Origin of the sequence: Ectopseudomonas composti, assembly GCF_001567565.1 — a bacterium.
GTDB classification, from domain to species: Bacteria; Pseudomonadota; Gammaproteobacteria; order Pseudomonadales; family Pseudomonadaceae; genus Aquipseudomonas; species Aquipseudomonas composti_A.
The window spans coordinates 1-13,732 of the sequence record NZ_LSSW01000031.1; the positions used below are offsets into that span (position 1 = coordinate 1).

15 protein-coding genes and 1 tRNA gene are annotated in these 13,732 nt (G+C 63.7%); 4 read left to right on the top strand and 12 right to left on the bottom strand.

The window, feature by feature from the left end:
* Nucleotides 1-31 precede the first annotated feature (31 nt).
* Nucleotides 32-107, top strand: a tRNA-Gly gene (locus tag PCLY_RS21600).
* A gap of 65 nt (nt 108-172) precedes the next feature.
* On the opposite strand, the gene PCLY_RS21605 is transcribed toward PCLY_RS21600, so the two are convergent.
* From PCLY_RS21605 to PCLY_RS21660, 12 genes are all read right to left on the bottom strand, one after another.
* The gene (locus tag PCLY_RS21605) at nt 173-463 is read right to left on the bottom strand and encodes a cyd operon YbgE family protein (RefSeq protein WP_061242171.1); all 291 of its coding nucleotides are present in this window, start codon (nt 461-463) and stop codon (nt 173-175) included.
* A complete protein-coding gene (cydX, locus tag PCLY_RS21610; protein ID WP_024308618.1) occupies nt 456-569 on the bottom strand; it encodes a cytochrome bd-I oxidase subunit CydX in 114 nt (37 codons plus the stop codon). Before cydX ends, PCLY_RS21605 begins: the two co-directional genes overlap by 8 nt.
* Nucleotides 570-580: 11 nt before the next feature.
* Complete coding sequence (cydB, locus tag PCLY_RS21615; RefSeq protein ID WP_061242172.1) at nt 581-1,720, bottom strand: cytochrome d ubiquinol oxidase subunit II; 1,140 nt, start codon at nt 1,718-1,720, stop codon at nt 581-583.
* A 10-nt stretch (nt 1,721-1,730) separates the two neighbouring features.
* Nucleotides 1,731-3,296, bottom strand: a complete 1,566-nt coding sequence (locus PCLY_RS21620) for a cytochrome ubiquinol oxidase subunit I (protein WP_061242174.1) — start codon at nt 3,294-3,296, stop codon at nt 1,731-1,733.
* Nucleotides 3,293-3,508, bottom strand: coding sequence for a cytochrome oxidase putative small subunit CydP (gene cydP, locus PCLY_RS21625; protein ID WP_061242176.1), 216 nt, complete (start codon nt 3,506-3,508; stop codon nt 3,293-3,295). Before cydP ends, PCLY_RS21620 begins: the two co-directional genes overlap by 4 nt.
* A 165-nt stretch (nt 3,509-3,673) precedes the next feature.
* Nucleotides 3,674-4,054: a rhodanese-like domain-containing protein gene (locus tag PCLY_RS21630; RefSeq protein ID WP_061242177.1), complete on the bottom strand. Its 381-nt coding sequence runs from the start codon at nt 4,052-4,054 to the stop codon at nt 3,674-3,676.
* Nucleotides 4,038-5,795 carry a SulP family inorganic anion transporter gene (locus PCLY_RS21635; protein ID WP_061242179.1) on the bottom strand — a complete coding sequence of 586 codons (1,758 nt, stop codon included), beginning with the start codon at nt 5,793-5,795 and terminating at the stop codon, nt 4,038-4,040. Before PCLY_RS21635 ends, PCLY_RS21630 begins: the two co-directional genes overlap by 17 nt.
* Before the next feature lie 27 nt (nt 5,796-5,822).
* Nucleotides 5,823-6,686, bottom strand: coding sequence for an MBL fold metallo-hydrolase (locus PCLY_RS21640; RefSeq protein WP_061242181.1), 864 nt, complete (start codon nt 6,684-6,686; stop codon nt 5,823-5,825).
* A 202-nt stretch (nt 6,687-6,888) separates the two neighbouring features.
* The gene (locus tag PCLY_RS21645) at nt 6,889-7,173 is read right to left on the bottom strand and encodes a metal-sensing transcriptional repressor (protein ID WP_061242183.1); all 285 of its coding nucleotides are present in this window, start codon (nt 7,171-7,173) and stop codon (nt 6,889-6,891) included.
* A complete protein-coding gene (locus PCLY_RS21650; RefSeq protein WP_061242186.1) occupies nt 7,170-7,718 on the bottom strand; it encodes a Tll0287-like domain-containing protein in 549 nt (182 codons plus the stop codon). Before PCLY_RS21650 ends, PCLY_RS21645 begins: the two co-directional genes overlap by 4 nt.
* 103 nt (nt 7,719-7,821) lie before the next feature.
* A complete protein-coding gene (locus PCLY_RS21655; RefSeq protein WP_061242188.1) occupies nt 7,822-8,229 on the bottom strand; it encodes a PA2817 family protein in 408 nt (135 codons plus the stop codon).
* Nucleotides 8,230-8,421: 192 nt separating this feature from the next.
* Nucleotides 8,422-10,869: an acyl-CoA dehydrogenase gene (locus PCLY_RS21660; protein ID WP_061242190.1), complete on the bottom strand. Its 2,448-nt coding sequence runs from the start codon at nt 10,867-10,869 to the stop codon at nt 8,422-8,424.
* Between the two features lie 140 nt (nt 10,870-11,009).
* Here PCLY_RS21660 and PCLY_RS21665 point away from each other — a divergent pair, with 140 nt between their 5' ends.
* From PCLY_RS21665 to PCLY_RS21675, 3 genes are all read left to right on the top strand, one after another.
* Entirely contained in the window at nt 11,010-11,672 is a 663-nt protein-coding gene (locus PCLY_RS21665; RefSeq protein ID WP_061242192.1) for a transglutaminase-like domain-containing protein, read from the top strand.
* 154 nt (nt 11,673-11,826) lie between these two features.
* A complete protein-coding gene (locus PCLY_RS21670; protein ID WP_061242194.1) occupies nt 11,827-12,759 on the top strand; it encodes an ABC transporter ATP-binding protein in 933 nt (310 codons plus the stop codon).
* Between the two features lie 11 nt (nt 12,760-12,770).
* Nucleotides 12,771-13,550 (top strand): ABC transporter permease, encoded by a 780-nt coding sequence (locus PCLY_RS21675; protein ID WP_061242541.1) that lies wholly within the window; start codon nt 12,771-12,773, stop codon nt 13,548-13,550.
* Nucleotides 13,551-13,732 lie beyond the last annotated feature (182 nt).

Consider the following 13,732-nt stretch of genomic DNA (forward strand, 5'->3'; position numbering starts at 1 on the left):
TCCCCTAGGGGACGCCACTTCAAGTTGTATCGCGGGAATAGCTCAGTTGGTAGAGCACGACCTTGCCAAGGTCGGGGTCGCGAGTTCGAGTCTCGTTTCCCGCTCCAAATAAACGAAAACGCCGCTCAATCGAGCGGCGTTTTCGTTTCTGTCGTTTGCCTTCAACAGCCTGTTAGGCCGTCTGCGCCAGATACAGCAGCGCATAGCCCAGCCCACACAGGCCCCAGCCCAGCCAGGGCGAGAACAGGGCGCGCCACAGCCAGTGGCGCGGGGCGAAGCCGACGCCATGGATGAAGGCGCAGGACACGCCCCACATCACCAGCATCAGTAGCGAGTGGCTGTAGCGGCCCTGGCTGTCGAGCATGGCGCCAGGGTGGATCAACAGCAACAGTGCCAGCGGCGTGGCCAGTAGCCAGGAGAGCGCGCGCAAGGGCGTACGCTCACTCAGGGTGATGTCACTCATGCTCGCTCTCGGTATCGAGATTCTGCGTGGTTTCCAGCCACAGTGCGTTGATGATGCCGAAACTGCTGGCCAGCAGCACGCCAAGAATCCAGGTGAAGTACCACATCGCGTTTCTCCTCAATACAGGCCGTGGGGGTTGGCTTCGATGCTGCTGTCATTCAACTTGCCCCACATCTTCACGTAGCCCCACAGGGTGTAGATGAGGATGATCGGTACGAAGATGCAGGCGACGACGAACATGATGCCCAGGGTCTTGTGGCTCGATACCGCGTCCCACACCGTCAGGCTGGAAGCCGCATCGAGGCTCGACGGGAAGACGAAGGGGAACAGGGCGAAGCCTGCGGTGCAGATGGCGCCGACGATCATCAGGCTGCTACCGATGAAGGCCAGGCCGGCGCGGCGCCAGGTGCTGGCGAGAATCGCCAGCAATGCGCCGAGTATGCCCAGCACGGGGGCGCCCAGGGTCAGCGGATAGCGGCTGTAGTTGCCGAGCCAGCCGGCGTTGTCGGCCAGTACCTGCTTGTTCAGCGGGTTCAGCGCGGCGCCGGTTTCGACGGCGCTGGCCAGGCTCATGCCGTTGATGCCGAGGGCCAGCCAGCTGCCAGCCAGCAGGAACCCGATCAGGAAGACCAGGGCGCTGAGGAAGGTGGCCTGGCGCGAGCGGGCGGCCAGGTCGCCTTCGGTGCGCATCATCAGCCAGGCGCCGCCATGGCTGCAGAGCATGCTCAGGCTGACCACGCCGCAGAGCAGGGCGAAGGGGTTGAGCAGGGCGAAGAAGGAGCCGTGGTAGGTCGAGCGCATCATGTCGTCGAGCTGGAACGGCAGGCCGAGGAACAGGTTGCCGAAGGCTACGCCGAACACCAGTGCCGGTACCGCGCCGCCGACGAACAGTGCCCAGTCCCAGGCGCTGCGCCAGCGGGTGTTTTCCAGCTTGCTGCGGTAGTCGAAGCCCACCGGACGGCAGAACAGGGCGAACAGCACCAGCAACATGGCCCAGTACAGCCCGGAGAAGGCCACCGCGTAGACCATCGGCCAGGCGGCGAACAGCGCGCCACCGGCGGTGATGAACCACACCTGGTTGCCGTCCCAGTGCGGGGCGATGGTGTTGATGGCGACGCGGCGCTCGTTGTCGGTCTTGCCGACGAAGGGCATCAGCGCCATGGCGCCCATGTCGAAGCCATCGGTGAGGGCGAAGCCGATCAGCAGTACGCCGATCAGCACCCACCAGACGAGTTTCAGGGTTTCGTAGTCGAACATGGCGAAGTCCTCAGGCGTGGGCCGGCTGCTGTTGCTCGAAGTGGTAGCGTCCGCTGTGCAGGCTCGAGGGGCCAAGGCGGGCGAACTTGATCATCAGGTACATCTCCACCACCAGCAGCAGGCTGTAGAAGGCGATCAGCGCGGTCAGCGAACCCCAGATGTCACCAGCCGACAGGCTGGAGGTGGACAGGTGGGTGGGCAGCACCTCACCGATGGACCAGGGCTGGCGACCATGCTCGGCCACGTACCAGCCGGTCTGCGCGGCGACCCAGGGCAGCGGCAGGCTCCATAGCGCCCACTTGAGCAGCCAGGGTTTGCTTTCTTCGTTCTTCTTCGCCGAGGCCCAGAAGGCGCAGGCGAACAGTGCGAGCATGAGGAAGCCACTGGCGACCATGATGCGGAAGGTCCAGAACAGGCTGAACACGTTGGGGATGGTATCCAGCGCCGCCTGCTTGATCTGCGCCTCGCTGGCGTCGGCCACGTTGGCGGTGTACTTCTTCAGCAGCAGCCCATAGCCCAGGTCGTTCTTCACTTCGTTGAAGGCAGCGAGGGTCTCGGCCGACTTGTCGCCGCCGCGCAGGCGTTCCAGCAAAGCGTAGGCGGTCATGCCGGTGCGGATGCGCGCCTCGTGCTCGACGAGCAGGTCCTTGATGCCCTTGACCTCCTTGTCCAGCGAGCGGGTGGCGATCAGACCCAGGGCGTAGGGGATCTTCACCGCGTAGTCGGTACGCTGCTCATCCTGATTGGGCAGGCCGAACAGGGTGAAGCCAGCCGGCGCCGGATGGGTGTCCCATTCGGCCTCGATGGCGGCCAGCTTGGTCTTCTGCACGTCACCGATTTCGTAGCCGGATTCGTCGCCGAGCACGATCACCGAAAGGATCGAGGCCAGGCCGAAGGCCGAGGCAATGGCGAAGGAGCGGCGGGCGAAGCCCAGGTCGCGCTTGTTCAGCAGGTAGTAGCTGGAAATCGCCAGGACGAAGATCGAGCCGGTGACGTAGCCGGCGGCCACGGTATGCACGAACTTGACCTGCGCCACGGGGTTGAACAGCAGCGCGCCGAAGTCGGTCAGCTCCATGCGCATGGTCTCGAAGTTGAACTCGGCGCCCACCGGGTTCTGCATCCAGCCGTTGGCGATCAGGATCCACAGTGCCGAGAGGTTCGAGCCAATCGCCACCAGCCAGGTGACGACCAGATGCTGCACCTTCGACAAACGATCCCAGCCGAAGAAGAACAGGCCGATGAAGGTGGATTCGAGGAAGAAGGCCATCAACCCTTCGATGGCCAGCGGCGCGCCGAAGATGTCACCGACGTAGTGGCTGTAGTAGGCCCAGTTGGTGCCGAACTGGAACTCCATGGTCAGCCCGGTGGTGACACCGAGGGCGAAGTTGATGCCGAACAGCTTGCCCCAGAACTTGACCATGTCCTTGTAGACCTGTTTGCCGGTCATCACGTAGACCGACTCCATGATCGCCAGGAGGAAGGCCATGCCCAGGGTCAGCGGCACGAAGATGAAGTGATACATCGCTGTCATGGCGAACTGCAGACGTGACAGATCGACGACTGATTCCGAGATCATCTCGGTTTCTCCTCGGTGGGTAGTGAAGAAGGGGCGCTGGCCTGGCCCAGCAGGTGGGCCTCAATGCGTTGCTGGCCGTCCTTGGGCACTGTCGGCGCGCTGAACCAGATGGCCTTGATGCCCAGCAGCAGGGTCAGCTTGATCAGCAGGATCACAGCGATTTCGCGTACCAGCGGAATGCGCCAGTGGGAAGTAGGTGCGCGTTCGGGCATCTCGACACTCCGGTTTTGCCGACGCTGGCACTGATGCAGCGTCGGCAGAGTGGATGTGTCTTAATGTTACTGGGTACCCGTGGGGGTATGTAGTGGCGACCATTGATATAGGTCAGGGGAATGGCAGTTAGTGGGGAAAATCCTGCAGCAGCTGGCCTTGGCGGCTCAATCGAAGGCCGGCAGGGTAGGTGTCAGCAGCTCGAGACCGGCCGCTTGCCAGGCTTCGATGCCGCCGGCCAGAGACACCACGTAGCGATAGCCCATGTCCTGCAGGGCACGTGCAGCCAGGGCCGAGCGGCCACTGTTCTTGCAGTAGAGCACCAGTTTGAGCGTGCGCTCGGTCAACTGCGGATCGTTGCTCAGCTTGAACTCCAGCAGGCCGCGGGGAATGTTGACGGCGCCGGGAATGTGCGCGGCGCCATATTCGTCCGCTTCGCGCACGTCGATCAGCAGGTCGGCGTCGCGGATTACCGCTGTGGCCTGCTGTAGATCCACTTCCGTGATATGGGTTTTGGCTTCGAGCACCAGGTCATGAGCGCTTTTCATGGGAGTTTCCTTGCCGGCAGGGTGGTTGAGAATCGGGTGGGGCGAGCTGTCTGAGCGCCTCGAACTGGCTGATGAACACCTGGCCGCCGAAGTGCTGCAGGAAGTCGGAGCGGCGCAGGCGATCCATCACCGGCCCCTTGACCTCGGACAGGTGCAGCTGCACGCCGGCGGTGTGCAGGCGCTCGACGATGGCGTTGAGCGAGTCCAGCGCGCTGGCGTCGATCAGGTTGACCCCCGAGCACATCAGCACCAGGTGGCGCACCTGCGGGCGGCTGGCAATCAGCTCGCCGACGCGGTCTTCCAGGTAGCGGGCGTTGGGGAAATACAGGCTCTCGTCGACGCGCAGCGACAGGACACTGGGCGACTCGATCACGGCGAAGCGCTCGACATTGCGAAAGTGCTCGCTGCCCGGCACCTGGCCGACCACGGCGATATGTGGCTGGCTGGTGCGCCAGAGAAACAGCAATAGCGAGAGGCCAACGCCAAGCAGGATGCCGGCTTCGACACCGATCAGCAGCACGCCGAGCAGCGTGGCGATCTGCGCCGCGCCGTCCTGGCGTGAGTAGCGCCAGGTGTGGCGCAGCGACTGCAGATCGACCAGGCTGAGCACGGCGACGATGATGGTGGCGGCCAGCACGGCCTGCGGCAGGTCGTGCAGCAGGGGTGTCAGCAGCATCACGCTGAGGCCGATGCCGAGGGCGGTGAACACGCCGGCCATGGGCGTCTGCGCGCCGGCATCGTAATTGACCACCGAACGGGCGAAGCCACCGGTCACCGGAAAACCACCGCTCAATGCCGCGCTGATGTTGGCGGCGCCGAGGCCAAGCAGCTCGTTGTCTGGCCCGATGCGCTGGCGCCGCTTGGCCGCCAATGTCTGGCCGACCGAGACCGATTCGACGAAGCCCACCAGGCTGATCAGCAGCGCGGCCGGCAGCAGTTGCATGGCCAGATCGAGATCCAGTGTCGGCAGCGTGAGCCCCGGCAGACCCTGTGGCACCAGGCCGACCACTCTGACGCCGGCGTGCTCCAGTTGCAGCAGGCTGACTGCGACAATCGCGACGATGATCGCCAGCACCGGGCCGGCCTTGGCCAGGTTACCGGCCAGTTGCGGCGACAGGCCAAGGCGCTGCAGTCGCAGCTTCAGCCGGGTTCTGGCCCACCATAGCCACGCCAGGCTGAGCGTACCGATGAGCAGGGTCGGCCAATGCGTAGCGGGCAGTGCCTTTAGAAGTTGTGGCAGCAGATGTGGCAGATTTTCGCCGGAGGCCGAGACACCAAGCAGGTGCTTGAGCTGGCCGACAGCGATCAGAATGCCGGAGGCGCTGATGAAGCCGGAGACCACCGGATGGCTGAGGAAGTTGGCGATGAAGCCCAAGCGCAGCATCGCCATCGCTGCCAGCAGCAGCCCGCAAAGCAAGGCCAGGAGCATGGCGGCGCCGGCGTATTCGGCACTGCCGGCCGGGAACAAAGGCGCCAGGGTGGCGGCGGTCATCAGCGAGACCACGGCCACCGGGCCGACTGCCAGGGTGCGGCTGGAGCCGAACAGGGCGTAGGCCAGCAGCGGCAGGATACTGGCGTAGAGTCCGGTCACTGGCGGTAGGCCGGCGAGCATGGCGTAGGCCAGGCTCTGCGGAACCAGCATCAGAGTGACAATCAGGGCGGCGAGGCTGTCCTGCGCCGCGCTACGCCGGTCGTAGGATCGGCCCCAGTCCAGGCAGGGTAACCAGTGGCGCAGCTTCATGTCCGGCCCCAGCTGAGGGTTGCTCTGCTAGAGGACATCGAGCGGAATCTTCAGATAGCGCGTGCCATTGTCTTCGGCCGGGGGCAGTTGCCCGGCCCGCATGTTCACCTGAACCGAAGGCAGGATCAGGGTCGGCATGCCGAGTGTGACGTCGCGCGCCTGGCGCATGGCGACGAACTGGTCTTCGCCGATGCCCTGGTGCACATGGACGTTGTGCTGTCGTTGCTCGCCGACCGTGGTCTGGTTGCGGAAGTCGTCGCGGCCCTCGGCCTTGTAGTCGTGGCACATGAACAGGCGGGTCGCGTCGGGCAGGGCGAAGAGCTTCTGGATCGACTGGTAGAGGAGGTGTGCGTCGCCACCAGGGAAGTCGCAGCGCGCGGTGCCATAGTCGGGCATGAACAGGGTGTCGCCGACGAAGCCAGCATCACCGATCAGGTAGGTCATACAGGCCGGGGTATGGCCGGGCGTGTGCAGGGCTCGACCCTGCAGCTCACCGATACGGAAGGTGTCGCCATCGCACAGCAGGTGGTCGAACTGGCTGCCGTCGGTGGCGAACTCGCTGCCGGCGTTGAACAGCTTGCCGAAGGTGTTCTGTACGACGGTGATGCGCTCGCCGATGGCCAGCTTGCCGCCTAACTCATGTTTGAGGTGTGGCGCAGCGGACAGATGGTCGGCGTGCACGTGGGTCTCCAGCAGCCACTCGACGTGCAGGCCGCGTGCCTTGACGAAGTCGATGATGCGCTTGGCGCTGGCACGCGAGGTGCGCCCGGAGGCGGGGTCGTAGTCCAGTACCGAGTCGATGATCGCGCAATGCTGGGTGACGGGGTCGATGACCACGTAGCTGTAAGTGTAGGTGGCGGGGTCGAAGAACTCGACGACATCGGGGCGCATGATGAGGCTTCTCTCTTATACCCATGGGAGTATTCAGTTAAGGGTAAGCGTAACTGTTTTTTGGTTCTATGCTTAGATTTAAATGAAATAAGAGAAAGAGCCTTGTTCAGCTCAGCTATAACCGCTGCTCGGGCCTTTGCAGTACCTGGTTCTCGCTGGGCAGAGTGGGCTTGGCGCACGCGAACGCTGCGCCGGGAGGGCATCAGGTGTACTTGGTGAATATCTCGCGCACGCGCTGCAGGGAGGCATCGGTGTCCTGCTCGGGGTCGAGCATGGCCTCTTCGATCAGGCAGGTCAGCATCAGCCGGTAGGATTTGTCCAGCGCGCTACGCGCCGCCGAGAACTGCTGGGCGATAGCGGCGCAGTCCTCACCGCGCTTGATCATGGCCTGGATGCCACGGATCTGTCCTTCGACCCGGGCCAGGCGTTTGAGCATCGCCTGCTGCTGCTCGAGCATGCGTACGTGTAGGTCGGTAGGTTCGGTCATGGCGTTTCCTTTGCGATGGGGCGGCTCAGGGTGAAGGCGCCGCGCAGCTCACCAAGCTGGTAGCCGCGGGCCTGATCATGCGGATAGTACTGGTCAATCACATTCTCTACCTCTGTGCTGATCGCCTTACCGTGACACGCCAGGCACGGCTCGCCGACGGCAATGGCCTGCATGTAGCGGTATTGCCCGTCGATTTCCTCGGCATGGCGCAATTGCGTGACGGGCGTCCCGCTGGCGGCTGCGGCGGCGAAGCTCTGCAGCACGCTGCGCTCCCAGGCATCGGGGGCGTTGTCCGGGTTGCGTACCTTCAGGGATGTGCGACCGATCTGCCAGGCCTGCTGGCTGTGCTCGCGGGCAATCTGCGGCGCCAGCGCCTGACAGGCCTGCACCGCTGCACCTGGCCCGCCATCGGCAATGGCCTGGCGCACGGTGCCGAGCAACTGCTCGGCGAAGGCGGGTATCTGCTTCGCCGCGTCATCCTGCCAGGGCGTGGCGGCGTACAGTGTGTTGCTGGTGAGCAGGGCGGTGAGCAGTAGCGTGCGCATGATCGATCCTCATAAATACTGGTGGGAGTATTTATGCACGAAAAAGGCAAGCTGTCATCGGCGCGCCCTGCGACATTACGACTCGTGAGATAGCCGCTGCGGATCAGTGCTTGGAGCCGTCGGTGGGCAGGGCCAGCAGCTGTTTTTCCTGGTTCCAGTCGAACGGCTCGTCGTTCTCTTCGGCTTCGAAACGGCGCTCGTCGAGCGTCTGGTACAGGGCGATTTCCTCGTCGGGCATGAAGTGCAGGCAGTCACCGCCGAAGAACCACAGCAGGTCGCGCGGTACCAGATGAGCGATCTGCGGGTAGCGGTGGAACACCTGGCTGATCAGGTCCTGGCCCAGGTACTGGCTGGAGACCGGGTCACGCGGCAGTTCGGCGAGCAGCTCGTCGTAGCGCTCGAGGAACAGGGCGTGGCTGTCGTCGAGCACCTGTTCGGCTTCGCCCAGGGCGACGAGAATGCCGCGCAGATGGTTGAGCAGGGCGAGGTGGTGTTCGAGATGGCTGGCCATGGTGCAGGCTCCTGAAGGGTAAAACGGGCGCAGGAGTATAGAGTTCCTGGCGCCCGCTGTCCCGTTTGGCTGGCCTTGCGTAGGAGAGGCTTACGGCTCGGGCATCCTGCTTCGCTCTACCTCCTGCATCCCTGCAGTCGTAGCCGCGGCACAAGAAACTCGCGGCTAAAGCCCCTCCCACACGCGGTCGCGTCAGCGAACCTTGCCGCGACTGAGCTTGAGCTCTTCCTTGGCGAAGTCGTCGACGTCGATCACCCGGCGCCGCGCCGCCTCGGCCGCGTGCAGGCGCTGGCCCTGTTCGCCGTCGAGAATGCCGGCCGCGATCGCCGCTTCGATGGCATCCTGGCCCGGCGCCGGTTGCAGGCTGCCGTCCTTGAGCGCCTGGTGCAGGCGTTTGCGCGCGTCCTGGCTGGCGTGCACCAGGTTCAGCGCATGTTGCAGGGCGCCGACCGAATCCTGGTCGGCCTGCGGGCGGTAGCAACCTTCCAGCACCGACTCCAGGGCCGGGTCGCCAGCCTGGCGGCCGATGATCGCGGCCACTTCGGCATCCAGTTCGTCGCTCGGGCCCTGATGACGGCGGCCCAGCGGGAACACCAGCACCTTGAGCAGGCAACCGAACAGGCGGTTGGGGAAGTTGCTCAGCAGGTCATCCAGCGCCTGTTCGGCATGGTAGAGGTTTTCCTCCATGGCCCAGCGCAGCAACGGAAGAATGTCTTCTGCATAGTCCAGGTCGTGGTAGCGCTTGAGTGCGGCCGAGCCCAGGTAGAGGTGGCTGAGCACGTCGCCCAGGCGCGCGGACAGGCGCTCGCGACGTTTCAGGTCACCACCGAGCAGCATCATGCTGCTGTCGGCGCACAGGGCGAAGGCCGCGGCCAGGCGGTTGAGCGCGCGGTAGTAGGGTTGGCTGAGGTCGTCACCCGGTACGGTGCCCAGGCGGTTCAGCGTCAGGCCGAGCAGCAAGCTGCTGGCGGCGTTGCCGACGGCGAAGCCGATATGGCTCATCAGCAGCGAGTCGAACTCGGCCAGGGCCTGGTCCTTGTCGTCGCGGTCGGCCAGGGCCATTTCCTTGAGTACATAGGGATGGCAGCGGATGGCGCCCTGGCCGAAGATCATCAGGTTGCGCGAGAGAATGTTGGCGCCCTCGACGGTGATGAAGATCGGCGCACCCTGCCAGGAGCGGGCCAGGTAGTTGTTCGGGCCCATGATGATGCCCTTGCCGCCGTGCACGTCCATGGCGTGGCTGATGCACTCGCGGCCGCGCTCGGTTAGGTGGTACTTGAGGATTGCCGACAGCACCGAGGGCTTCTCGCCCAGATCGACGGCGTTGGCGGTGAGGATGCGCGCGCTGTCCATCAGCCAGGCATTGCCGCCGATGCGCGCGAGCGCCTCCTGGATACCTTCGAACGCTGCCAGCGGCACGTTGAACTGCTCACGCAGCTGGGCGTATTGGCCGGTGGCCAGGCTGGTGAACTTGGCGGCGCCGGTGCCGACTGCCGGCAGGGAGATGGAGCGCCCGACCGACAGGCAGTTCATCAGCATCATCCAGCCCTTGCCGAGGTACTCCTGGCCACCGATCAGGTAATCCAGCGGAATGAACACGTCCTTGCCCGAGTTCGGGCCGTTCATGAAGGCGGCGCCCAGCGGCAGATGGCGACGGCCGATTTCCACGCCGGGGGTGTCGGTGGGGATCAGCGCCAGGCTGATGCCGAGGTCTTCCTGGTCGCCCAGCAGGTGATCCGGGTCGTAGGCCTTGAAGGCCAGGCCGAGCAGGGTGGCCACGGGGCCAAGGGTGATGTAGCGCTTTTCCCAGTTCAGACGCAGGCCGATCACTTCCTCGCCGTTGTGCTGGCCCTTGCAGATGATCCCGGTGTCCGGCATGGCGCCGGCGTCGGAGCCCGCCAGTGGGCCGGTGAGGGCGAAGCAGGGAATGTCCTCACCGTGTGCCAGGCGCGGCAGGTAATGCTGGCGCTGTTCTTCGGTGCCGTAGTGCAGCAGCAGCTCGGCCGGGCCGAGGGAGTTGGGCACCATCACGGTGGAGGCCAGGTCGCCGCTGCGGGTTGCCAGCTTCATCGCCACCTGCGAGTGGGCGTAGGCCGAGAAACCCTTGCCGCCGTATTCCTTGGGAATGATCAGGGCGAAGAAACCATGTTGCTTGATGTGCTCCCAGGCTTTTTCCGGCAGATCCATCTGCTGGCCGACCTGCCAGTCGCTGACCATGGCGCAGAGTTCTTCGGTGGGGCCGTCGATGAACGCCTGTTCTTCTTCGGTCATTTTTGCCTTGGGGTAGGCCAGCAGCTTGTCCCAGTCGGGCTTGCCGCTGAACAGCTCGCCATCCCACCACACGGTGCCGGCTTCTATGGCATCGCGCTCGGTGGCCGACATCGGCGGTAGCACGCGCTGGAACCAGGCGAACAGCGGGCTGGTGAACAGTTGCCGGCGCAGGTCGCTCAGCAGAACGAAGGCAGCGACGGCGCCGGTGACGATCCACAGCAGCAGTTGCAACCAGCCCGGGACCGGGCTGAACAATGCCATGGCGACCAGATAGGCCGCGGTGATGCCGAGGGCGGGTAGGGCGGCTGTGCGGCTGTGGGCCAGGTAAGTGACCCCGAGCAGCAGAACCAGCAACCAGATGACGAGCATGTGCATTCCTCCATGATTCGAACGGGCAACGCCCCGAGCATAGCCTTAATTGGCGGCAGGGGCGGTGAGCTTGGCCGGATCGTCGTGAACGTTGCGTAATGGGCAGGATTAGACTGAAGCGAACTTCAGGAGTATCCGTCATGCAGACCTATCTACGTCCCGGCCGCTTCATTGACAGTGACCACCCAGCGGTAATCGAGTTCGCCGAACGTTGGCGTGGCACGTCACCAGAACCGCTCGGTCAGGCCGTGGCCCTTTATAGCGCAGTGCGTGACGAGATCCGCTACAACCCTTATACCTTCAGTCTCGATGCGCAGACGTTGAAGGCCAGCCACGCCTTGGCGGCAGGGGAGTCCTACTGCGTGCCCAAGGCCAATCTGCTCGCCGCGTGCGCACGGCATTGCGGTATTGCCGCGCGGATCGGCCTGGCCGACGTGCGCAATCACCTGTCGACGCCGCGCCTGCTGGAGCTGCTGCGCAGTGAGGTGTTCGCCATGCATGGTTATACCGAGTTGTATCTGCATGGGCGCTGGGTCAAGGCCACGCCGGCGTTCAACGAAGCGCTGTGCCGGGTGTTCAAGGTGGCGCCACTGGAGTTCGACGGCGTGCATGACAGCGTCTTTCACCCGTACAACGACAAGGGCGAGCGTTACATGGAGTACCTGCATGACCACGGCCAGTTCGACGATCTGCCCGAACGATTGTTTTTCGATCATCTGCGGCGCTGTTACCCGCATCTGTTCGAGGCGGGTGCGCTGCAATTGAGTGGCGATATGCAGCGTGAGGCGGGTGTTATCGACTGAGTCGATAATCAACATCGCCAGGACGGTCTTTTCTCTATGTGTCCGGGTCGGTAGGGTGCATGCCAGCAACGAGTGGGCGAAACACGCGGTTGCAATCCACTGTGTCCGCCCACATCTATAACGACCTCACTCTCGCGCGGGAAACCCCATCTTCATGAGCTCCGCCCTGACCATCCGCCAGTTGACCAAGACCTACGGAAACGGCTTCCAGGCCCTGCACGGTATCGATCTGGACGTCGCCGAAGGTGACTTCTTCGCCTTGCTCGGCCCCAATGGCGCCGGCAAGTCCACCACCATCGGCATTCTCTCCACGCTGGTGAACAAGAGTGGCGGCACGGTCAGCGTGTTCGGCCATGACCTCGACCGCGAGCCCTACGCACTCAAGCGTTGCCTGGGCGTGGTGCCGCAGGAGTTCAACTTCAACCAGTTCGAGAAGGTGTTCGACATCCTCGTCACCCAGGCCGGCTATTACGGCATTCCGCGCTCCATTGCCAAGGAGCGCGCCGAGCAGTACCTGACCCAGCTCGGCCTGTGGGACAAACGCGACGTCGCCTCGCGCGAGCTGTCCGGCGGCATGAAGCGACGCCTGATGATCGCCCGCGCCCTGGTGCACCAGCCGCGTCTGCTGATTCTCGACGAGCCGACTGCCGGGGTGGACATCGAGCTGCGCCGTTCGATGTGGAGCTTCCTCACCGAGCTGAACAAGCAGGGCACGACCATCATCCTCACCACTCACTACCTGGAAGAGGCCGAGCAGCTGTGCCGCAACATCGGCATCATCGACCACGGGCGCATCGTCGAGCTGAGCAGCATGAAGGATCTGCTGAAGAAGCTGCACGTCGAGACCTTCCTGCTCGACCTCAAGGATTCCTTCAGCGAGGCGCCGAACCTGGTCGGCTACCCGGTGCGCCTGGTCGACCACCACACTCTTGAGGTGCAGGTGGAGAAGAGCCAGGGCCTCAACGCGCTGTTCCAGCAACTGGCGCAGCAGCAGGTGCAGGTGCTGAGCCTGCGCAACAAGAGCAATCGCCTGGAGGAGCTGTTCGTCTCCCTGGTGGAAAAGAACCTGGCCAAGGTGGCGCAATGAATACCCCGTACCTGAACAGTGAATTCGCCGCCAACCTGGTGGCCCTGCGTACCATCGTCCACCGTGAAGTGCGCCGTTTCGTGCGTATCTGGCCGCAGACCCTGCTACCGCCAGCGATCACCATGGTTCTGTACTTCGTCATCTTCGGCAATCTGATCGGCCGGCAGATCGGTGACATGGGTGGTTTCACCTACATGGAGTACATCGTGCCGGGGCTGATCATGATGTCGGTGATCACCAACAGCTACGGCAACGTGGTGTCGAGCTTCTTCGGCAGCAAGTTCCAGCGCAACGTCGAGGAGCTGCTGGTGTCGCCGGTTTCGCCACACACCATTCTTATCGGCTTCGTCGTCGGCGGCGTGCTGCGCGGGCTGGCAGTGGGGCTGATCGTCACCATCCTGTCGCTGTTCTTCACTCATCTGCAGGTGCATCACCTGGGCGTGACGGTACTGGTGGTGTTGATGACGGCGACCATCTTCTCCCTCGGTGGCTTCGTCAACGCGGTGTATGCGCGCAATTTCGATGACATTTCCATCATCCCCACCTTCGTGCTGACGCCTTTGACCTACCTCGGCGGGGTGTTTTACTCCATCACCCTGTTGCCGCCGTTCTGGCAGACGGTGTCGCTGGCCAACCCCATCCTGCATATGGTCAACGCCTTCCGCTACGGCATTCTCGGGGTGTCCGACATTCGCATTGGTGTGGCCATCGCTTTCATGCTGCTGGCGACCGCTGCGCTTTACACGCTGTGCATCCGCCTGCTGGTCAGCGGCCGTGGCATGCGCCAGTGACGCCGGACCCTCGCGCTTTTGTGGGAGCGGATTCATCCGCGATTTTCGCAGCGCAGGCCGCGCCTACACGTTTGCGTCGTCCGGGCTTACTGTTGGCGCTCGCGGCTGAAGCCGCTCCTACGGCGCCAGGCAGCGCTAGAAAAAACATAGCGAAATAACTTGCGCACCTGTCAGTAACGCAG